Raw genomic sequence first — 21,301 nt, 5'->3', positions numbered from 1 at the left:
TTCATCACATTTTGCCCTTAAAGAAACGCCCGGTGATCCCGTTTGGCATGGCACGTAAAAGGACCACGGCTGCGATTAGCAGCGCGACTTCTCCGATCACGGGTGAGATGGCAAAGGTAAAAATCTGATTGACCAGTCCAAACGACGTGGCCGAGCTGACCAACCCTGCGATCAACGAAGGCCCGCCCGCAATAACCGTGATAAAGGCTTTGGCGATATACGCCCCGCCCGAAGTGGGCACCAGGCCAACCAAGGGGGCTAGCACGGCGCCAGCAAGCCCCGAGAGCGCGGATCCACAGAAAAACGTCATCATATAGATGCGATCCGGACTGTAGCCGAGCGCCGCTGCCATGTCAGAGCGTTGCATTGTGCCCCGCGCGATCAAGCCTGCCCTTGTGCCACGCAAAACCGCGTACATTGCGATGACCAAGAGAATGGTCACAATGATAATAAAAAAGTTGTAGCCGTTGATTTGATAATCGCCCACTGCGAAACCGGGGATCGGGGTTGAGATGCCCGTTGTCGTATTGCCAAAGATCATCGTCGCAAGCCCAATAAAAACAAGGCTAAGACCCCAGGTTGCCAGCATCGTATCCACCAACCGTCCATAAAGGTGGCGGATCACCAACCTTTCAACGATCAGGCCAATCAGCCCGACGACAATAGGCGCAATCACCAACATGGCGACAAAGACGTTCACGCCCAGTCCGACGGCAGTGATGGTCGCATACCCCCCCATCATCATGAATTCGCCATGGGCCAAATTAATGACCTTCATCATGCCAAAGACCACCGCCAGCCCCGCACTTATCAGCACCAGTGATGCAACGGCGTAGAGCATTTCAACGAGGATGACGAAACTGAGGTCCATAGTGCCTGCTATCTGCTGCTTGCGAATTGAAAGTCTGGACCAGGGCAGCTTGCGTTGCCCTGATCGGAAGACACCGAAAAATCAGATTTCGATTTCGTATTGAGTGTTGTCGTCTGGGTTCGCCTGCAAATCACAAACCGCCTGCGTGTCGATGGGGGCTCGTTGTGGCAGCGTTTCTATCACTTTCATGCCCTGACCATCGAACTCCATGATGTGTACATCGACTGTGGCATGGTGGGTTTGCGGATCAATGGTGACCTTACCGGCAGGACCTTCGATAGAAATGCCGGTCTCGAGCGCATCCACGACTGCATCACGTTCTATACTGCCTGCTTTACGCACACCTTCGGCCCAAAGCATGATGCCTTGATAGGTGGACACAGCAAGTTCATGAATGGCTGTCGTATCGCCGTACTCAGCCTGCCATTTTTCCTTGAACGCGGCGTTGGATGCGGTCTCCAGCTCTTGGCTGTAATTGTAGGCAACCATAATGCCGTTGCCTTCTTCGGCGGTAAGCACCTTGTGTTCGTTGCCGACACCCATTGTTGTTGAGGCCAACGGGATCTTATCTTTCATACCCGCTGCGGCCCATTGACGGAAGAAAGACAAATGCGCCCCGCCCACAAGTGGAGCGAACACCAAATCCGGTGCCGTTTGCTGGATTTTGGTTATGGTTGAGCCAAAGTCAGACACATCCAGAGGGAAGAAATCGGTCGCTACAACCTCGCCGCCGTTTTCTTCGACAAACTTTTGAATCCAACGCGCTGTGATCTGACCGTAATTGTAATCCGCCGCGAGGATATGGACCTTTGGGCCAGACTTTTTCATGGCGTAGGGAACCAAAACTTCAACCTGCTGGGCAGGGGTTACGCCGGTGACAAAGATGTTGCGGTCACAAACGCCACCTTCGTATTGCACGTTGTAGAAATACAGTGTCTTGGTCTTGCGCATCGTCTGGCGGATCGCCTCACGCGAGGCAGACAGAATACCACCATGCACCACGTCAACCTGATCCTGACGGGTCAACTGCTGAGCATACTGCGAATAGAGCGCCATGTCTGATTGGGTGTCATAGGCCGCGACTTCAACTTGCCGGTCCAAAAGACCGCCCCCGGCGTTGATCTCTTTGACGGCCAGGCGCATGGCCTGATCCATCGGCTTGCCATAGGCGTCAAAGATGCCTGAAGTATCTAGGATCGAGCCAAGCTGGATTTTATCCGCCGACATGGCCGCCTTGGGCAACATGGCCGCCGCGCTAACGGCAGCTGCGCCGCCAAGTAATTCTCTCCTGGTCAGAGACATGAAAAGTCCTCCGTCGGTAAGGTTATGGATAAGGGGTGATTGAAATCACTCTTTCGGTTTTTGGTCGTCTTTTGCCTTGATACGATTGGCATAATCTGCGGTTCGCCCGGCAGTTTGTGCGTCAAAATCAAGCCCGATTTCTTCGCCCATCTGTTTCATCGCAGGAAGGCGCACGGCCATGCCAAGGATTTGATCCATTGCGGCCCCAAAGGCGCTATCAACACCTTCGCCACCCGCAGAAGCACCCCCACCAGGCCCGCTGATCTGGTTGATGCGGATCGAGTCGATCTTTTCGACAGGCTTCATCATCTGCGTCATGATCTCGGGCATCTTTTCGAGTTTGTGTTCTTCTAGACGCATGCGAATGACAGCATCACTCAGCGTGTTTTCAGCGGAATTGAGCGCGGTCTGACCAGCGGCCTCCGCCTCCATCGCGGCTTTTTCTGCGCTGGCCATCGCTGTCCGTGCAGAGGCGTCGGCCTGTGCGCGTGCCAGCAAAATGCTGACGTCGCTTTTCACGCGGCTGCCTTCAAGCTCGATGTCCCGCTCTTGCGTGAGCTTGGCTATTTCCTTTTCGCGCAGAGTGACGGCACGCTCTTTTTGTGTCTGCACACTTTCGGCTGCTAGAATGACCTGTGCGCGGGCTTCTTCTTCTGCAGCTTTGGCCTGCGCTTCTTTCGCCCGTGACTGTGCCAACTGAATATCATTTGCGATCTTGGCTTCTTCTAGTTCGAGCAACGCTTGCATTTCTATTTTGCGCAAAGCTTCGTCATTTGTGACCTGCGCGGATTTGGTTTCCTGCTCTTGTCGGATGCGCATTGTCTCTGATGCTTGTTTTGCCTCAGTGCGGGCCTGAGCGGAGCGACTCTCGGCTTCAACTTCAAGTTTGGCTAGGTGCTCTTGTTGGGCAATCTCCGTCTCGCGCTCAGAACGTTGCAGATCCATCTGGCGCTGATGTTGCGACAAGCGATATTCCCTAACGGCCACTTCAGTACTGGTTTCTACCGCGATCCGGGCTTTGCGTTCTTCAGCAACCATTTCGGCCAGTCGTCTCATACCGCGCGCGTTGAAGGTGTTGTTCTCGTCGCGTTGGGCAAAATCACTTTGGTCGATCGAAACAAGGGCAGCGGTCACCAGTTCCAAACCTAAGCGTTCGGCGTGCTCGGTCGCAACCTTCGCGACTTCAGCAGTGAATGCTGCGCGTTCTAGATGGATGTTATTCAGATCCCGTGTGGCAGCAGCAGTTTGTATGGCATTGGCCAATGGACCCGCGAGGGCCTCTTCAAAGGCTTCGCCCCCTCGTGCAATCCGACGGCCGAAAGCCTGTGCTGCGACGGCAATGCTGTCGGTGTCCGGTGCGACCCGCAATTCAAACTTCATTGAGATATCGGCGCGCAAAGGGTCAGCAGTCAGCACTGCTTCAGGCCCTGTGCGGGAGAGGGTGACTGTGTTCGTATGCATGGAAACACGTTGTGCTTGATGCACGATCGGCAGGACCAAACATCCGCTGTCCATTAACACGCGACGCCCGCCCAAGCCGGTACGTACCAGAGCACTGTCCAGTGACGCCTTCGCATAGAACCGTTGCAAAAACCATATTCCAATCAGCAACGTGATCGCAAAAATGGCAACTGCCAATAACCAGAACAAATCGGAATCCCCCGTCGCATTGTGCACCCGACCAAGGGGTCGGAGCCGATGTCAATCACGGTGGAGGATTTCATTTTCCATTTCAAGTACTTTATTTGAATTGGAAAATGATTTGCTATTTAGTAAGATTTTACAACATCTTAAAGTCGCAAAATTGTATGCCATCCGCACGAGCTAGGTAGACAGACGGACGTTTTGAACCATTCTTTCGGGTAAAGCTACGGCCACTTTGGTGAACGACTGGCAGATAATCCTGAGTCGAACGTTCCTGCCAGACATCGCCGAAATCTTGCAGCAGGCCAGACAAGTAATGCAGCCCTTCGTAGGTAGATTGCCCAATCGCGTTCAACGCGGGCCCGGTTTCACCATGCAAGGCATAATATCGCTCTTTGAAGCAATTGTTTGCGTCAGTTGAAATAGATCCAAAATAGGATGAGACCGAAAAGTGACTTTCCAGATTGCCTTCGCCACAGGCCATCAATCCGTTTTCTTCCAAGGCGCAGGACAGACGCAAAATGGATCTGTGTAACCCACGCCGACCGAATTCTCGATTGAAATTTACCGCATCTTGACCGACCAGTGAAACAAGAACCGCGTCTGCACCAGAGGCCTCCAATCGGTCGACCAGTTTGGTCATGCTGGGTAGACCAAAGGGCACGTAGCATTCCATTGCGAGGTCCACCTCCATGTTTTTGAGGCAGGTCTTTGCAAAGCTATGGGAACTGCGCGGCCAGACATAGTCGTTGCCAATGAGTGCCCACTTACGTGGTCGAAAGCGCTGTTGAAGCATCGCCATTGCGGGACCAAGCTGTTCTTGCGGGGTTTCACCAATGGCAAACAAACCCGGCGTCGTCTCGCCCCCTTCATAAAGCGGTGTATAAATGTAGGGGACTCGTTGCCGTACAACTTTGGAAAGTCGCTGGCGCACTGCGCTTAGGTGCATGCCAACAATTGCGTCAATCGCACCGAGCTCGATCAGCTCGTTCACAATTTCCTCGATCGGTTCACCAGCCTCGACTGCAGCATCAATCATTATAAGTTGCACGCGGCGTCCTTGAATGCCATCGCTGCGATTCAATTCTGCCACTGCAACCTGCGCACTGGATATACACGATGCAGCCCAAATTCCGGCAGGACCACACATGGGGATCAGAAGGGCAACGCGGAAACTGCCGGAGGCGTGCAAATTGCCGTGCTCGCGGAGGTCCGCAAGTTCAATCGGCATTGCCAAATCTTCGGGTCGGCGTCCCAGCGCAAGATCCTCCAGAGGTCGCGGCGGTTAAAGCGCATATTGCAATTGAAATTGTTTTCCAAGTCAACTAATTTCGAACTGAATGAAAACTTGAGGCGGATGATGACAACCCAACTCGATCCCTTTGACAGGCACCTTTCCTATGCGTTGGCCGCAGCACATAGGACAGTCAATCAATTGCTGAATGCGCGTCTGAAGAAGCACGGCATTCAAATCGAAGCATGGCGCATAATGGAATGTCTGGATCAGAGTGAAAAGCTGACTATGGGCGAACTGGCTAAGCGCGCCTTGTTAAATCCCTCTGCGTTAAGCAAGTTGGTTGACCGGATGGTATCCGACGGCTTGGTGCATCGCCAAATCTCAACCGCCGACCAGCGTCAAATTAATCTTCTTCTGACCAACCTTGGGCGGATGCGTATGCTGCAAATTCGCCAAGATGTAGAAGACGAAGATCGCGCGTTGACAGAACAATTCGATATGCAAGATAGCGCGCTGTTGATGCAACTTTTGTCCAAGCTGATCTAACGGGGCGTATATTAGGGTGCTGTCACGTTAACCGGGCGGAGTCGCCGTACACGATAAGTGCGCGCAGGTAGCTTAGATGCGGGGTATCGATTGGCCATTTTCATGCACAGGGCTTTTTGTGCATGAAGGCCGCTCGTTTGCAGACTGCGACCAGAGTATCATCCTGGTTGAACGCTTCGTGCACAAAGTTCACGATACCTGCGTTCGGGCGGGACTTGCTTTCGCGGCATTCAGCAACAGTCGTTCGGATATGCAGGGTGTCACCGTGGAACACCGGCGCGGGAAAATTTACCTCGGTCATCCCAAGATTGGCGATTGTGGTGCCATGAGTGGTTTCATTAACCGTCATTCCGATCATCGCACCCAGCGTGAACAAGGAATTGACCAGCGGTTTGCCGAATTCTGTTTGTTCCGCAAAGTGGTGGTCGATATGCAAGGGCTGCGAATTGTAGGTCAACGAGCAAAAGAACATGTTGTCTGCTTCGGTGATTGTGCGGGTGATTGCGTGATCAATCACCATGCCTTGGGTGAATTCTTCGAACCAGAGTCCTGCCATTGTTCAATCCTCTTTTTCGGATGGGATAAGCTGTATCAGCATTGCGTTGGCATCGACGGTTTCGCCGGCACCGGTTTTGATTTCGCCTATTGTGCCGGGGACCGCCGCTTTGAGCTCCATCAAAAGTTTCATTGATTCCATCACCACCAAGGTTTCACCAGCAGTCACTGTTGCGTTTGGGGTGGCGCGAAGTTCGACAATCAAACCTGGCATTGGTGCAATGATCTGATGGGGTGAGGGGGCATTTGTACCCTGTTTGGCGGCGTCAAAGTCCCCCAGAGGGAGGACCTCGTGGATTGCATCAAAGTCATGGCCCCACACATGGGTTCTACCGTTACGAACCAAAGCCCCAACAGTGTTCTGGACACCGTTACGTGTGATGGTCAGCTGGGTGCTATTGGTTCGTTTCACCTGAACCGGTCCCGATGCAGTCGGAGTGCTGAGCACATATCCATCAGGTGTTTCAGTAATGTCGAGCCGTAGGTCGGTGTCTTGGGTGTCGCGATACGTTGTCGTTGCCGGATGGCCCGAGCTTTGCAACAGGCGAAACCCGCCCAGCGAAGTCCATGGTGACAATGCCGTACGGTCCTGAATATGCAAAGCAAGCGCTGCGATGGCAAAGGTGTCGGTCTGTGTTGGCTGCCACCCTTCTGGCCATTCCTCAAACAGGAAATCTGTCGTGGCGCGGCCGGTTGCAAAGCGATCACGCTGGATCGCGTCGCGTAAGAAGAGCCGGTTGGTTTTGAGGCCTGCCACCTCGAGCTGTTCCAAACCTTTGGCAAGTTTGCGGCAGGCAATGTCCCGATCACTGCCATGGGCAATCAGTTTGGCAACCATCGAGTCATAGTTGGCACCAATGACCGATCCGGTCTGAACTCCGCTGTCGCAGCGTAAGTTGGGGTCAGTGGCCCAATGGAGAATAGTGCCTGTTTCTGGGCGGAAATTGTCAGCGGCGTCTTCTGCAGTTAATCGCGCCTCGATCGCGTGACCTGTGCAGGTGACTTGGTCCTGCGTAAAGTGCAGCGCTTCGCCCGATGCCACGCGGAATTGCTGCTCCAACAGATCCAACCCGGTGATTTCTTCGGTGACGGTGTGTTCGACTTGCAGTCGGGTGTTCACTTCGAGGAAATAAAAGGTTTCGGTTTCAGCATTCATGATGAATTCGACAGTACCGGTGCTGTCATACCTCATGGTGCGCCCTAGCCTGACTGCGGTTTCATGCAGAGCGGTGCGGGTGTCATCGCGCAAGTTTGGGGCGGGGGCTTCTTCCAGCAATTTCTGGTGGTTGCGTTGAACAGAGCAATCGCGTTCAAACAGATGCAGCATGTTCCCATGTTTGTCGCCCAAAAGCTGGACTTCGATATGGCGTGGGTTTTGGATCAGCTTTTCCACCAACAGCCGATCATCGCCAAAAGCTCGCTTTGCTTCTGTCCGCGCCGAGGCAATGGCCGCTGCCAGTTCTGCGGCATTAAAGACGGCCCGCATGCCTTTGCCGCCGCCGCCAGCGCTGGCCTTGATCATGACCGGCAGGCCAACTCCTAGTGCCGACGAGATCAGCGTTTTGTCTGATTGATCCTGATCTGAATAGCCGGGAATACAGGGAACACCCGCATTCTGGGCTATTTTTTTGGCCTCGATTTTTGACCCCATCGACAGGATTGCATCAAGATGAGGCCCAACCCAAATCACTCCGTTTTCGGCACAACCCGTCACCAGATCTGGCTGTTCAGACAGAAATCCATATCCGGGGTGAATGGCGTTTACGTGGGTTTGGCGCGCGGCTTCAAGTATACGATCGGCGCACAGATAGCTTTCTGTTGCAGGGGGCGGACCGATGTTAACGGCCTGATCCGCCATTTGCACATGCAGTGCGTCAGCGTCCGCATCAGAATAGACCGCAACAGTGCGCAGCCCCATTTTGCGGGCGGTTTTGATGATGCGGCAAGCGATTTCACCACGGTTCGCGATGAGAACTGACTCAAACATTTTTGATCTCACATCCTGTAAACGGGGCGGGCGCCGGTATCTTGATCTTCGCCAGCTGCCAGTGACAGGCACAGGCTCAGAACGTCGCGGGTTTGATTGGGTTCAATGATGCCGTCATCCCAAAGGCGAGCGGTGGCATAATAGGGGTCTGATTGTTCTTCGAACTGGGCCCGAGTTCGGGCGTCTAATGCGGCAATGTCATCTTCGGTTGCGGGGGATTTTAAACTTGTTCGGCGCAGGGCCGTGACCACGGTCGAGGCGACCTCAGGGCTCATCGTGGCGATGCGTGAATTGGGCCATGAAAACAGGAACCGTGGGCGAAACCCACGCCCGCACATGCCATAGTTTCCGGCCCCGTATGAACCGCCAACAAGAATGGTGTATTTTGGCACACGCGCGTTTGAGACCGCATAGACCAGCTTGGCAGAATGCTTGGCAATTCCGCCGCGTTCGGCATCTGTACCGACCATAAAACCTGTGATGTTTTGCAAAAAGATCAGCGGGATCTGGCGTTGATCACAGAGTTCGATGAAATGCGCACCCTTAAGCGAACTTTCGGAAAACAACGCGCCGTCGTTGGCCAAAATGCCCACCGGATAGCCGTGAATATGGGCAAACCCAGTGATCAGGCTTTTGCCATAGTCAGGTTTGAATTCAGAAAAAATTGACCCATCCACTATGGTTTTGATCAGCGCCCGCATATTGATTGGGCGCTTCAAATCGATTGGGGCATGGTCTTGGGTTTCACCGTGTTCGGTTTCGGGGGCGCGGGCGGGCTGCGCAGGTGGTATGATCCGGCGCGTGTCACCCAGATTTGCCACGATCTCGCGCAGCTTTTGCAACGCGGTTTCCTCGTCCGGGGCAATATGGTCGCTGACACCCGAAACGGTGGTGTGCATTTCGGCACCGCCAAGGGTTTCACCATCGACAATTTCATTGATCGCCGCCTTTACGATTGGCGGGCCGCCAAGGTGGATGCGCCCGGTTCCTTTGACCATGATCACCTGATCGGACAGGGCAGGGATGTAGGCTCCGCCTGCGGTACATCCGCCAAAGACCACCGAGATCTGCGGTATTCCAGCTGCTGACATGCGACATTGCCGCCAGAAACCACCGCCAAAGTGATCTTGGTCGGGAAACACCCTGTCCTGTTCTGGCAAAAAAGCCCCACCACAATCTACCAAGTAGATACAGGGCAGCGTATGTTGTTCGGCGATGTCCTGAGCCCGTGAATGTTTGCGTACAGTTTCGGCAAAGAACGATCCGCCTTTGGTGGTGGCATCATTGGCGATGATCATGCAGGGGCGGTCGTGGATCATGCCGATCCCGGTCACGATCCCGGCGCCGGGAACCTCTGCGTTATAAAGGCCATGCGCGGCCAGCGGAGACAGCTCTAGAAAGGCGGTTCTGGGATCAAGGATCATCTCGATCCGGTCCCGAACGAATACTTTGTTCCGCTTGCTGTGGCGCGCGCGGGATTTGTCGCCTCCGCCCTGAGAGGCCTGTCTGTGTTTGTCTCGTAGTTCAGCAACAAGATCGGTGATCGTGGTCATCGTCGAGCCCTTGTTTCGATTTGATTTGCGTTTCTACCTAACGGCCGTTAGAAAATCTGTCAACACACCGAACGAGGAGATCCTAATGACACAGACACTTGGCTTTGATGCCACCACATCGAGCAATTTCTTTTTCGAAGAAGAGCACCACATGCTGCGCGCCCAAGTTCGTCGTTTCGTTGAGGAGGAAATCAAACCCAACGCTGAGGCATGGGAAGAGCAGGGCGCAACGCCGCGCGCGCTGTTGCGCAAGATGGGCGAATTGGGGTTCTTTGGTATCACTTATCCAGAACAATTTGGTGGCTCAGGTATGGATGAGCGAGCCACGGTTGTTCTGGCCGAGGAGTTGGGACGCAGCACTTATGCAGGCGTTGCGATTACGGCGCTTGTTCATACCGATATGGCATCGGTTCACATTTTCAACGCAGGCAATGAGGCGCAAAAGGCGAAATACCTGCCGCGCGTGATTTCAGGTGAAATCATCACTGCGGTGGGGGTGACGGAACCTGATGCCGGTTCTGACGTAAAAGGAATCCGCACCACGGCGCGGCGCGAGGGTGACTACTATTTCCTGAACGGGGCCAAGACATTCATTACCAACGGTGTGCTGGGGGATGTGTATTGCATTGCAGCCAAGACAGATCCAAAGGGTCACCCAAGCCAAAGCGTGACCATGTTTATCGTTGAGAAAGATACACCCGGATTCACCGTGTCGAGAACTTTGAAAAAACATGGCTGGAACAGCTCGGACACCGCGGAATTGTCGTTTGTGGATGTGCGGGTGCCTGCGGAAAATATATTGGGCCAAGAAGGGCGTGGGTTTTATGAAATTATGAAGAACTTTCAGAATGAGCGATTGGTTCTGGGAGCAATGGCAATGGGCGAGGCGCAGGCCGCCATTGAGATGACCGTCCAATATGTAAAGGATCGTAAAGCCTTTGGTGCGCCGCTTTGGGACAAACAAGTTATTCGCAACCGTCTTGCGGAGCTGTCGACTAAGGTCGAAGCGGGACGCCAGATGCTCTATTCCACGGCCGCGCGTACGGCGCAGGGCGAAACCCTTGTCCGTGAGGTGTCCATGCTCAAAGCGTATTGTGGGGAGTTGGTGAATGAGGTCATGTATGCCTGCGTTCAATATCACGGTGGTATGGGGTTCATGCGAGAAAGCGCCATTGAACGTATGTCCCGAGACGCGCGTGTTCAGGCCATTGGCGGCGGCGCAACTGAAGTGATGCTTGAAGAAGTCGCCAAACGGATGTGACCCTCTTGAATCCAGGGCAGGAGTTAGAAAGACTCCTGCGGCACACTTCAGGAGAATGATCTTGCCTGCCACCCCCACAAAACCGCGTCAGAAAACCAAGGCCGCAACTGCGCGTCAAGATATCCTTGCAGTTGCCGCGCGAAAAATGCGCCAGACCGGTTATTCCGACATGTCGCTAAGGGATTTGGCCACCGAAGTTGGTATGAAAGCCGGGAGCCTCTATTATCACTTTGCGTCAAAGGATGCCCTGGCAACCGAAGTGATGTGCCTTGGCGTTGAAGTGGTTCAACAGGCGGTGCAGACGGCCCTTGCGAAACAGCCAGATAGCACGGCACGCGATCGACTGATCATAGCCATGCATGTCCACATCAAAACGTTGTTGTCAGAAAGCGATTTCTCATCGGCGCATATCCGGTGCTACCCTTTTGTCCCTGAAACGGTCCGAAATGAGCTGACCACTGTCCGTAAAAGCTATGACAAAGACTGGAACGATTTGATCTGTGCATTTCTCGACAAGCCAGCCGAGGCTGCAGAGGTTCGGCATTTGCGCCATGCGCTTTTGGGCGCGCTCAACTGGTCGTTGGAATGGTTCGATCCGAGCCGCGACGACATAAACGCCTATGTTAAGTCATTGGCGCACCTGCTTCCCGAATAGGAGCCCCTTATGCCCGTGCCACCCCATGCCTTTGGTTCCTGGCTGTTTGTTCCCGGAGATGACCCCAAAAAGTTGAACAAAGCTTTGGAAAGCAATGCGGATGTTGTCATCTTCGATCTTGAAGATGCGGTTTCTGCGGGTCGAAAAGACATTGCCCGATCTCTGACGTTTGATGCGTTGAGCCGTACTTCGCGCCCGGCCCGTTATGTGCGGGTTAACGATCTGGCCTCTGGCTACACCGCCAAAGATGTCGAAGATACCATTGCTGGGAAACCAGATGGATATGTTCTGCCTAAGTGTGAAGGACCGCATGATATTGAGACGCTGGCCGAAATGATTAGGCGGCACGGCGTATCACCTTTGCCGCGCATTCTGGGCATCTGTACTGAAACGGTTCGTGGCGTACGCAATCTGATGCGCATGGATTGGGAACACCCAATGCTTGTTGGTCTCGCTTGGGGCGGTGAGGATCTGCAGGCTAATTTGGGTGCTCGTTCGAACAGATCGGCGGGCGGTGGCTATGCCTCGCCGTTTGCTCTGGCCCGCGATCTTATGCTTTTTGCAGCACGTGACGCCAATGTCTTGGCGATTGATGCAGTGTTTACGGACTTTCGGAATGAATTAGGGTTAACGCAAGAAACTGAAGCGGCCAAAACCTTAGGTTTTGATGGTAAGATGGCCATTCATCCTGGCCAGATCGGACCTATTCACAATGCCCTCAAGCCGGGTCAATCTGAAAGAGAATGGGCCGCAAAGGTGGTCGCATTGCTTGAAGCATCTGAAACGGGAGTTGCTCAACTCGACGGGAAAATGCTGGATCGGCCACATCTGAAGTTGGCTGAACAAATCCTTGCGCGCAGCTAGATGGCTAGATCTGAGGTATTCGAAAATCTCAGCAAGCGTTTAGAATTCTTGAAAGATTAGTGAGGGGTCCTCAAAATCTCAACGATCGTTGACAAAATTCAAGAGGCACCCATATAGTCCTCAAATCTCAACGATCGCTTAGGAAGTGCTGTGATGGACGTGACGACACCCACAGATCTTGGGCAGGCCATTAAACTACGGCGCAGGGCGCTTGGCATGACACAAGAACAGCTTGCCATGTCATCGGGCATTTCGGCGGCGACCATCGGCGCAATTGAAAATGGCAAGGAAACCGCACGCTTGTCGCTTGTTTTGCAACTGTGTCGTGATCTCGGCATCCGGCTGCGGACGGAGGTGTGAGATGACGACATTGGATGTATTCCTCGAAGGGGTCGAAGACCCAATCGGGGAATTATTGAAATTGGACAGCGGGTCCCTTCGATTTCGGTATGTGCGAGACGATCCCCCGCACCCTATTTCCCTGTCCATGCCGGTCAGGGAAGAACCTTATGACGATGTTGCGGCGCGGGCGTTTTTTGACAATCTTCTGTTCGAAAACATCCAACGCGAACAGGTGATGCAACGCCATCGTTTAGAATTTGGCGATACTGTTGGGCTGCTTAGTTATTTGGGCAAGGATTGCCCCGGCGCGATCTCGGTGGTGCCACAGGGGGATGGCCCGGCCAAAGCGCCGGGTCAATTCGCCACTGATTACGATGTGATCGAAAACCTTGACCAAATCATGATCTCTTTACGGGACACGCGCCGACTGCCGCTGGAAACGAGTGATCCCTCGCCGTTGGCAGGAGTGCAGGGCAAAATCGCACTCACGCGGCTCCCGGACGGGAGATTTGCACTGCCAAAGCCGGGTTTGAATGTACCAACGACACATATCCTCAAGGTGCCTCGTCGACAGGATATGAGACAGGTCGAACATGAACATCTGCTGATGGAGATCATGGGCGACGTCCAAAACCATCCGGTTGCGCAAACCAGTATCTTTGGAGAAGGGGATCTCCAAGCTCTGTTGATCAAACGCTTTGATCGTGTGATTGACGGTCACAGTGTTCGGCGTCTTCATCAGGAAGACTTCTGTCAGGCGCTGGGGTTGGGGCCGACCCTCAAATATCAACGCGCGGGTGACGGTGAAGATACCTTCTCTGCGAAACGTGTTGGGCAGTTGCTTGATCAGCTGGACGCCCCTGCTGGTGCGCGTCAGGCCTTTCTCGAAGGCACTTTGGTTAACCTGCTTTTGGGCAATACAGACAACCACGCGAAAAACCATGCGCTTCTCTATTACGGGCCTAGACCAGAGCTGGCGCCGTTCTATGACGTGGTACCAACCATTCTGGACGGCTCTGTTTTGCACCAACTCTCGTTTGATATCGGATCGGCTTGCATGACTGATGATATCACACCCGAGGATCTGATTACTTTTGTCGAGGCGCTTGGCTATCGTAGAATGATCCCTGCGCTGAAAAAACGCCTCGGGGCAATTACCGCCAACATTGTAGGGCGCATTCCAGACATGCGGGGGCCCGCCAGAAAGCGGATCGGCGATGCCATCGCCGAGCAGGCACAATGGGTTGCCGCCGCGCTCGAATTGGATTTGGACATTCCCGAACGCGATCTAGTCGTTATCGTTCGACCCTGAGGCTCGGCTGGGCGACAGGTTGCAACACCGTTATTGAACTCATCGCTGCATGCTTTCTTTTTTGTGTTGTGATAGCACTTTTTGGACGGACTTCCGATTGCACATCGCGTCACGATGTCGAGCGAGGTTAGGATACGCATTGATGTCCCCGTGCGGAAAAATCACGTCCCAAACGGTTTGCAGTGCAAGGATGAAATCGGGCACGGTGGGCCGTTTGCCAAAGAAATACGGGCCGCCATCAAGGGCCGCGTCCAAGGTCTTGAATACCCCTGTTAGACGCTGCATTGAGGCCGCTTTGAGTGCGGACTGTAGATCAGGGTCGGCATGATAGAATTCGGGGTGAAACTGGATGATGACATCCGGTTGAAGCGTCGTCGCCAAATAGTGAATCCATTGCAGAAAGGCCCCACGATTGGCATCGCCGGGAGGTATAACCAATTCTGCTACGGGGAATTGCTCAGCCAGGTAAAGTGCGACTGCGCCGGTTTCAAAGAGCGCGCCGTCAGGCCCCAGCAGAGCGGGAGTGCGGCAATGTGGGCTGACTGCCAAAAACTCGGGGTCCGGGGTTTCTGAAAACAGTTCGACCCAGCGTGTTTCATAGTCTGCTTCGACTTCTTCCAGAACTGCATGGGCACACATTGCATAGGTGTTTGGGGCGCAAAACAGGGTGTATTCAGGCATTTCTTCTGGCTCGCTCAGTCAAGTTGGCTCTCAAAAGGGAAGCCCGGCCGAAATTGTGAAATTGGCCGGGCTTGAGGATATTGCAGATGGATCAGTTATCGATCCAGGCTGTGCGCTGCATCTGGTAGAAACCAAGGGGGCCAGCGCTGTGCGGCGTGATGCCTTGCACTTCGTTGCGGGCCGCATCGACAAAGTTACGGAAACCCAAGGTGATATGACCGCCATCGTCATGCAGGATCTGCTGCATTTCGCCGTACATTTCTTTGCGCTTGTCAAAGTCGGTGACCGAGCGCGCTTCGACCAGGATTTTCTCAAAATGCTCATGATCCCAGAGCGTTTCATTCCAGCCAGATTGGTTTGAGAAGGCAATCGAGAAGATCAAATCAGGCACAGGCCGTGGATCCCAGCCTGACGTCACAATGGGTTTCTTGATCCAGACAGAGGACCAAAAACTATCCGAAGGAGGGTTGATGACATTCAGATTGATACCGCCTGCCTTGGCGCTTTGTTGCAAGTGCTGAGCCGAGGCCAGTGCGCCTGTGCCAGCGACGTCCGATCCGTAGATGTCGATAGGTGTATTTTCCAGCCCTGCCTTCTTGATGAAATGGCGTGCCTTATCTGGATCATAAGTCCGCTGAGGAATATCGGAATTGTAGTAGGGATCGATTGGCGCAATGGGATGGTCGTTGCCGACAGAACCGAGCCCCTTGAGGATGTTGTCACGAATGCCTTCGCGGTCCACAGCGTATTTCATTGCCGTGCGGAAGTCGGCGTTATTGGTGGGTTCGCGATCCATCATCATCGCAAGGTTGATGAAGGCACCGGAGGGTGCGTTGACAACATAGCCAATGCCGCTGTTGTCAATCAGGCGTGTCGCCTTTTGATCTAGTTGCAGCAAGACATTGATGTCCCCTGCGATCAAAGCGTTAATGCGCGCTGTATTGTCGGCAATGCCTACGAATTCCAACTCATCCACGTAAGGTCCGTCGCTGCCCCAATAGTTTTCGTTACGGGCAAACACATATCGACTGCCAGGTGTGAACTCGACAACCTTAAAAGGACCGGTGCCGGGAGGGGTTCCAGTGAAATCTTCGAGATCGCGCTTGGTCACATGCACGCGGGTGTCTGACAGGATCATCGGGAAATCGGCGTTGGGCGCCTTGAGGTTAAAGCGCACCTGATGCGAACCGAGTTTTTCGATATCGTTGATCTGGCTCATGTAGGCTTTGCCGGCAGATTCTGTGCCCTCACGAAAGTGCCGGGTCATCGAATAGATCACATCCTCGGCGCCAAAGTCGGACCCATCATGGAATGTGACCCCTTCGCGCAGGTTGAACACCCAGGATGACGCATCAGCATTGGCTTCCCAAGACGTTGCAAGCCAAGGCTGAGGTTGCAAATTTGCGTCTCGGTTCACAAGGTTTTCGTGTACCGAATAGCCCATCTGCAGATTTGAGGTACTGTAGTATTTGGTTGGATCCAAGCTGTCCTGAGCCTGAGCCGATTCAATGCCAACAACCAGGCGCCCACCCTTTTTGGGAGTCGCTGCCTGAGCTCTCTGGGCTGTCAGCCCATTGATTACCGTGGCCGATGCGCCAGCCGCAGCAAGGGTTCCCATGAACCTTCGGCGAGAGATTTTGTCGGCTACATATTGCTTGAAAAGGTGGTCGTTGAGCTGATCGTCAGACATTCTTTTGTCTCCGCTGTTGGACGGTCCGGATCGGATCCGCCATTGGCTTGGGGATGGGCTGTTTACAGCCTCGTTCGTTGTTGACTCGGTAAACTGTGATCACAGAATTATGCATAAATCAAGCATCTTTGATCACAGATTGAGCCAACAGCATCCCTGTGGTATCGCTAGAGGCGAAGGTCGCTCTGTATTCCTAACCTGTAGTCAAGTTGCGAGAAACCACTTATGGATAAGCTAGTTAGCCCGGGAAAAGAGGGCCCCGAAAATATGAGTGCCAAGGTCTATGCTGACCTGCGCATGAAATTGATTGCAGGGGATCTTAGACCAGCTGAAAGCCTGTCCATTCGCACTTTGGCCGAAGAATATGGTGTTTCCGCAATGCCAGTACGCGAAGCCCTGCGCCAACTGGCGTCAGAGAACGCACTGATTGGGGCCGCAAAGAAAGCATATCGCGTTCCAGATCTGACACCTGATGAGGCTGCAAACCTGTTTTTCCTCCGTGCTGTACTGGAAGGCGCGGCCGCAGAGATCGCTGCTGAGAAAATACGTGAGTCAGACGTCAAAGTTCTAAAACGGCTGGTGAAAGACATGGACAAGGCTTGGGTCAAACGCGACTGTAGCGCGTTTCTACGGGCCAACTACCTGTTCCACAGCCGGGTATATCTGTTGACCAGAAACGAGGCGCTGCAACAGATGATCGAAGTTCTTTATATGCGAACCGGCCCTTGGTTGGCGCATGGAATTGTCGATCTGGTGGACGCTGACAGCTGGCTTGGGGAACACCCAGAGATCATCGAAGCCCTGCGCACTCGTGACGCCGCTGAGGCTCGACGTTTGGTAGAAGAAGACGCGCGTTGGGGCATGCAGCTGTACCGTCAGCTCAGCTAAAACTTTTTTGATACATCGCAAAGTAATCTCTTGCATTGAATCAAAACTGTGATCACAGTTGACTTCATTCTCCAGCCAGATGGGCCCAGCGTAAAGGGGATGGGAATGAGCATTTTCGAAATTTTAGGGCAAAGACTGATCATCGGTCTTGGGACCCTATTGTTTGTCTCGGTACTGGTTTTTTTGGGCACTGAGATCCTGCCGGGTGATGTGGCCCACGCCATCCTAGGGCAGGGGGCAACGCCTGAATTGGTGGAGCAAGTTCGCGAGCGGTTGGGGTTGAATGAACCATTGCACGTTCGCTATTTTGTTTGGCTAACCAATTTTGTTTCAGGTGATTTTGGTACCTCACTGGCTAATGGCGCTGACATCGGGACAGAAATTGGACGCCGTGCCAGCAATACCATTCTGTTAGCACTTTCGACCGCTCTAATTTCAGTACCTCTAGCTGTGGCCCTTGGTCTTATGGCGGCTGTTAAACCGGGTGGAATGGTCGATCGTACGATCACCTCTGCGTCGTTGGCATTGATCTCTTTCCCTGACTTTCTAGTTGCGGTGGTGTTGGTCACTATTTTTGCAATCAAACTGCGCTGGCTGCCAGCCATTGCTTCGATAAGACCCAGCTACGAGCTGTTAGATTGGGTGCGTATTCTGATCCTGCCGGTGACCGCGCTTAGCTTTACCATTTTGGCGCATATGGTGCGGATGACACGGTCAGCTGTCCTTAACGTGTTGGCCAGCCCTGCGATCGAGATGGCGATCCTCAAAGGCGTTCCTCGCAAGCGCTTGCTTTTGCGTCATGCGCTGCCGAATGCTTTGGGCCCGATCATTAACGTCGTCGCGCTGAACCTCGCTTACCTCATCAGCGGTGTGGTGGTCATTGAAACGCTGTTCAACTTCCCGGGTTTAGGACGCTACATGGTTGAGGCCGTGACCAATCGCGATGTGCCGATCGTACAAACCTGCGCCATGATTTTCTGTTCCTTTTATGTGGTGTTGAACATGAGTGCCGACATTCTTTCAATTCTGGCCAATCCGCGCGTGAGGTACAAGAAATGAGCCCCGAAACTCGAACTTGGCAAGGTGAATTGAAAGATGCGATGTCGGATCTCACACCCGGAGTGACCTTTTGCATCCTGTTTCTGATTGCAGTGTTTATTATCGGCGCCTTTGCACCTTGGTTTGCGCCTTTTGATGAAGGCGAGATCCTCACGAACGAAAGCTTTGCCCCCCCAAGCGCAATGTTATGGCTGGGCAGTGATTATCTTGGCCGAGATGTGTTGTCGCGCCTGATCTACGGGGTCCGGGTGACTTTGTTTTTAGCGTTGATCATCACCTTCCTCTCGTTCTTTGCGGGTGTTGGTCTTGGTTTTTTGGCCGCTGCTTTTGGCGGTAAAGTCGACAGCTGGATGAGCCGCGGCAATGACGCGATGCTCAGCTTTCCTGCCCTGATGTTGGCGTTGATCGTGATCAACTCACTTGGGTCGTCGTTTGTGGTGCTGGTTTTCACGATTGCATTTATCGACATGACGCGGGTCTACCGGGTCGCACGCGCGCTCGCTGTGAACATCATGGTGATGGACTATGTCGAAGCGGCTGTGGTGCGTGGCGAAGGCAAGGGCTGGATCGTTTGGCATGAAGTTTTGCCCAATGCGCTGACACCACTGGCTGCCGAATTCGGCATCCGCTTCACCTATGCAATTTTGTTCATTTCGGCGCTGTCCTTCCTTGGTCTGGGCGTCCAGCCACCGCAATCGGATCTGGGAGTGATGGTCAAAGAGAACATGCAGGCCATCCTGTATGGTGAGTACACCACGCTTTACCCAGCTTTCGGCATCGCGCTGATTGCAATTTCCATGAATGTTTTTGTCGACTGGTTGCTGCAACGCTCCAGCGCCAAGCTGCCTGATGAGATCTGACATGAGAGATACCTCCCAAAATGGCCCTCTGTTGAAGGTCCGCAATCTTGATGTCTCGGTACGCGATAAAAAGGGGCATGAGTTTAAGATTGTCGATGACATATCGTTTGATGTGCAGCCGGGCGAAGTGATTGCGCTGATTGGTGAAAGCGGGTCTGGCAAGACAACGATTTCACTGGGTTGCATGGGCTACACACGGCCGGGTTGCTATATTACTGGCGGCACCGTGAACCTTGATGGCACACAGGTTTTGGATCAATCCTTGCCTAAGCTGCAAGAACTGCGCGGCAAAGAGATTACCTATGTCGCGCAATCAGCCGCGGCGTCTTTCAACAGCGCCATGACCATTGACGCACAGGTGATCGAGATTCCGGTGATCACCGGTGCGATGAGCAGAGAAGCGGCCTTGGCCAAGGCAGAAAAGCTGTATAGCGATCTTGAACTGCCAGACCCCGGAAGCATTGGGAAACGCTATCCGCATCAAGTTTCTGGCGGGCAGCTGCAGCGGTTGATGGCGGCTATGGCGATGATCAGTGATCCGCGATTGCTGATCCTGGATGAGCCAACGACCGCATTGGATGTGACCACCCAGATCGAGGTTTTGGCGAGCTTTAAGAAGCTGATCAAGGACAATAAAACTGCGGCAATTTATGTGACCCATGATCTGTCGCTTGTGGCGCAGGTAGCTGACCATATTTTGGTGCTGAAGAATGGCCAAATGGTCGAATACGGCACAACCGAACAGATCATCAGTGACCCGCAACATGAATACACTCAAGCGCTGATGGCTGCGGCCCACTTGATGCCAGATGAAATCCATGCGGCGCCTCCTGTGATTCAGCCTGAACCTCCGTTGTTGCAGGTCAAGGGGGTGACGGCAGGATATGGAACGCAGCAAGAGATCATCGCCCTGCGCGATATTGATCTGGCTATTCACGCGGGTGAAACGGTTGGGGTTATCGGTGAGTCCGGGTCCGGCAAAACCACGCTTGGGCGTCTTATTTCCGGGTTGATGGGGCCGAAATCTGGTGGTGTTTTCTTGGATGGGAACGCATTGGCACCGGGAGTTCAGCAACGGTCTCGGGCTGAACTGCAGCAGATTCAATTCGCGTTTCAGATGGCTGATGTTGCGCTGAACCCGCGTCAAAGATTGAACAAGATCCTGAGCCGCCCGATGATGTTTTATCAGGGCTTGAAACAGGCAGAGGCCACGAAAGAGGTTGCGCGCTTGTTGGAACGGGTCGGGCTGCCAACCGAATTTGCGTGGCGGTTCCCCCCTGAATTGTCAGGAGGGCAGCGGCAGCGAGTCAATTTGGCGCGTGCTTTGGCGGCCAAACCACGGTTGATCATCTGCGATGAGATCACCTCAGCCCTCGATACGATTGTGGCACAACAGATCCTTGATCTGTTGGAGGATCTGCAAGATGAGCTGGGTCTCAGCTACATGTTTATCACCCACGATATTGCGACGGTTTCAAAGATTTCAGAACGCATTGCAGTGATGCGTCATGGGCGCATCTTGGCGCAAGGGCCAGTGGACCAAGTGCTAAGTCCACCGTGCCACGAGTACACTCAACTCTTGCTGAACTCTGTGCCGGAAATGCGCACGGACTGGCTGGATGAGGCGGTGATCGAACGGCGCAAGCTGGTGGCGGCGCTGGACGGTATCTGAGGCGGTGTCAGTCACCCACATCGAAGAATGAAAATGGATCGTTAACTGAAGGAGGCCGGGATGAACAAGCCGTTCAAAGTCATGATGGAAGAAACTTGGTCAGGGGCCTGCTGGAATATTTCCTCACAATCAGGATCCAACTTTCAGGAGAACAGTAATGGCAAGCTGCTGTTATGGCCGTCAGAACGGCAATTCGGACAAGACAACCAGTTTCGAACATTCGGCCAAGGTGTGCCTTCAAGCGGTGGCCGGGTCTGGTCACTGTAATCAATTACATCACAAAACGATGATAGCACGCGTCAGCGCCAGATCTTGTAAGGGT

At 53.6% G+C, this 21,301-nt stretch carries 20 protein-coding genes; 11 read left to right on the top strand and 9 right to left on the bottom strand.

The genetic code is table 11. The features are described from left to right. Positions 1 to 4: 4 nt before the first annotated feature. The 4 genes from ABWV33_RS21150 to ABWV33_RS21135 form a co-directional block, all read right to left on the bottom strand. Positions 5 to 871 carry an ABC transporter permease subunit gene (locus ABWV33_RS21150; protein WP_215194366.1) on the bottom strand — a complete coding sequence of 289 codons (867 nt, stop codon included), beginning with the start codon at positions 869 to 871 and terminating at the stop codon, positions 5 to 7. Between the two features lie 81 nt (positions 872 to 952). Further along, positions 953 to 2,173, bottom strand: coding sequence for an urea ABC transporter substrate-binding protein (locus ABWV33_RS21145; RefSeq protein ID WP_113824069.1), 1,221 nt, complete (start codon positions 2,171 to 2,173; stop codon positions 953 to 955). 45 nt (positions 2,174 to 2,218) lie between these two features. After that, complete coding sequence (locus ABWV33_RS21140; RefSeq protein WP_121998038.1) at positions 2,219 to 3,823, bottom strand: flotillin domain-containing protein; 1,605 nt, start codon at positions 3,821 to 3,823, stop codon at positions 2,219 to 2,221. A 130-nt stretch (positions 3,824 to 3,953) separates the two neighbouring features. Continuing rightward, positions 3,954 to 5,048: a substrate-binding domain-containing protein gene (locus ABWV33_RS21135; protein WP_113824070.1), complete on the bottom strand. Its 1,095-nt coding sequence runs from the start codon at positions 5,046 to 5,048 to the stop codon at positions 3,954 to 3,956. 129 nt (positions 5,049 to 5,177) lie between these two features. Between ABWV33_RS21135 and ABWV33_RS21130 the strand changes: the two genes are divergently transcribed. Continuing rightward, positions 5,178 to 5,600 (top strand): MarR family winged helix-turn-helix transcriptional regulator, encoded by a 423-nt coding sequence (locus ABWV33_RS21130; RefSeq protein ID WP_162930651.1) that lies wholly within the window; start codon positions 5,178 to 5,180, stop codon positions 5,598 to 5,600. Between the two features lie 100 nt (positions 5,601 to 5,700). Here ABWV33_RS21130 and ABWV33_RS21125 read toward each other — a convergent pair whose 3' ends face one another. Genes ABWV33_RS21125 through ABWV33_RS21115 form a run of 3 tightly spaced genes read right to left on the bottom strand, consistent with a single transcriptional unit; the run spans position 5,701 to position 9,695 of the window. Then, complete coding sequence (locus tag ABWV33_RS21125; protein WP_121997942.1) at positions 5,701 to 6,156, bottom strand: MaoC family dehydratase; 456 nt, start codon at positions 6,154 to 6,156, stop codon at positions 5,701 to 5,703. Between the two features lie 3 nt (positions 6,157 to 6,159). Beyond that, positions 6,160 to 8,142, bottom strand: a complete 1,983-nt coding sequence (locus tag ABWV33_RS21120) for an acetyl/propionyl/methylcrotonyl-CoA carboxylase subunit alpha (protein ID WP_353333609.1) — start codon at positions 8,140 to 8,142, stop codon at positions 6,160 to 6,162. A gap of 8 nt (positions 8,143 to 8,150) precedes the next feature. Continuing rightward, positions 8,151 to 9,695, bottom strand: a complete 1,545-nt coding sequence (locus ABWV33_RS21115) for an acyl-CoA carboxylase subunit beta (protein ID WP_353333607.1) — start codon at positions 9,693 to 9,695, stop codon at positions 8,151 to 8,153. Between the two features lie 85 nt (positions 9,696 to 9,780). On the opposite strand from ABWV33_RS21115, the gene ABWV33_RS21110 reads away from it, so the two are divergent. The 5 genes from ABWV33_RS21110 (at position 9,781) to ABWV33_RS21090 (ending at position 14,129) form a co-directional block, all read left to right on the top strand. Next, positions 9,781 to 10,956, top strand: a complete 1,176-nt coding sequence (locus ABWV33_RS21110) for an acyl-CoA dehydrogenase family protein (RefSeq protein WP_353333605.1) — start codon at positions 9,781 to 9,783, stop codon at positions 10,954 to 10,956. A gap of 61 nt (positions 10,957 to 11,017) precedes the next feature. Beyond that, complete coding sequence (locus tag ABWV33_RS21105; RefSeq protein ID WP_353333603.1) at positions 11,018 to 11,611, top strand: TetR/AcrR family transcriptional regulator; 594 nt, start codon at positions 11,018 to 11,020, stop codon at positions 11,609 to 11,611. Positions 11,612 to 11,620: 9 nt separating this feature from the next. Next, positions 11,621 to 12,475 (top strand): HpcH/HpaI aldolase/citrate lyase family protein, encoded by an 855-nt coding sequence (locus tag ABWV33_RS21100; protein WP_353333601.1) that lies wholly within the window; start codon positions 11,621 to 11,623, stop codon positions 12,473 to 12,475. Positions 12,476 to 12,628: 153 nt separating this feature from the next. Then, entirely contained in the window at positions 12,629 to 12,835 is a 207-nt protein-coding gene (locus ABWV33_RS21095) for a helix-turn-helix domain-containing protein (protein WP_121997948.1), read from the top strand. 1 nt (position 12,836) lies between these two features. Beyond that, positions 12,837 to 14,129 (top strand): type II toxin-antitoxin system HipA family toxin, encoded by a 1,293-nt coding sequence (locus tag ABWV33_RS21090; RefSeq protein WP_353333599.1) that lies wholly within the window; start codon positions 12,837 to 12,839, stop codon positions 14,127 to 14,129. 39 nt (positions 14,130 to 14,168) lie between these two features. Here ABWV33_RS21090 and ABWV33_RS21085 read toward each other — a convergent pair whose 3' ends face one another. Both ABWV33_RS21085 and ABWV33_RS21080 read right to left on the bottom strand, forming a co-directional pair. After that, positions 14,169 to 14,810, bottom strand: a complete 642-nt coding sequence (locus ABWV33_RS21085) for a glutathione S-transferase family protein (RefSeq protein WP_353333597.1) — start codon at positions 14,808 to 14,810, stop codon at positions 14,169 to 14,171. Between the two features lie 91 nt (positions 14,811 to 14,901). Continuing rightward, a complete protein-coding gene (locus ABWV33_RS21080) occupies positions 14,902 to 16,500 on the bottom strand; it encodes an ABC transporter substrate-binding protein (protein WP_353333595.1) in 1,599 nt (532 codons plus the stop codon). 225 nt (positions 16,501 to 16,725) lie between these two features. Here ABWV33_RS21080 and ABWV33_RS21075 point away from each other — a divergent pair, with 225 nt between their 5' ends. From ABWV33_RS21075 to ABWV33_RS21055, 5 genes are all read left to right on the top strand, one after another. After that, positions 16,726 to 17,388 carry a GntR family transcriptional regulator gene (locus ABWV33_RS21075; RefSeq protein WP_353333593.1) on the top strand — a complete coding sequence of 221 codons (663 nt, stop codon included), beginning with the start codon at positions 16,726 to 16,728 and terminating at the stop codon, positions 17,386 to 17,388. 105 nt (positions 17,389 to 17,493) lie between these two features. After that, on the top strand, positions 17,494 to 18,447 hold the full coding sequence (locus ABWV33_RS21070) for an ABC transporter permease (RefSeq protein WP_113824082.1): 954 nt from the start codon (positions 17,494 to 17,496) through the stop codon (positions 18,445 to 18,447). Further along, complete coding sequence (locus ABWV33_RS21065) at positions 18,444 to 19,307, top strand: ABC transporter permease (protein ID WP_353049693.1); 864 nt, start codon at positions 18,444 to 18,446, stop codon at positions 19,305 to 19,307. Before ABWV33_RS21070 ends, ABWV33_RS21065 begins: the two co-directional genes overlap by 4 nt. Position 19,308: 1 nt before the next feature. After that, positions 19,309 to 20,979, top strand: a complete 1,671-nt coding sequence (locus tag ABWV33_RS21060) for an ABC transporter ATP-binding protein (protein WP_353333591.1) — start codon at positions 19,309 to 19,311, stop codon at positions 20,977 to 20,979. Between the two features lie 60 nt (positions 20,980 to 21,039). After that, positions 21,040 to 21,246, top strand: a complete 207-nt coding sequence (locus ABWV33_RS21055) for a hypothetical protein (RefSeq protein WP_353333589.1) — start codon at positions 21,040 to 21,042, stop codon at positions 21,244 to 21,246. Positions 21,247 to 21,301: the final 55 nt, after the last annotated feature.

Source organism: Phaeobacter sp. NW0010-22 (assembly GCF_040365955.1).
Taxonomy (GTDB): Bacteria; Pseudomonadota; Alphaproteobacteria; order Rhodobacterales; family Rhodobacteraceae; genus OMPR01.
The sequence above is the reverse complement of the archived record's forward strand: the minus strand, read 5'-3'. Positions and strand labels throughout refer to the sequence as shown.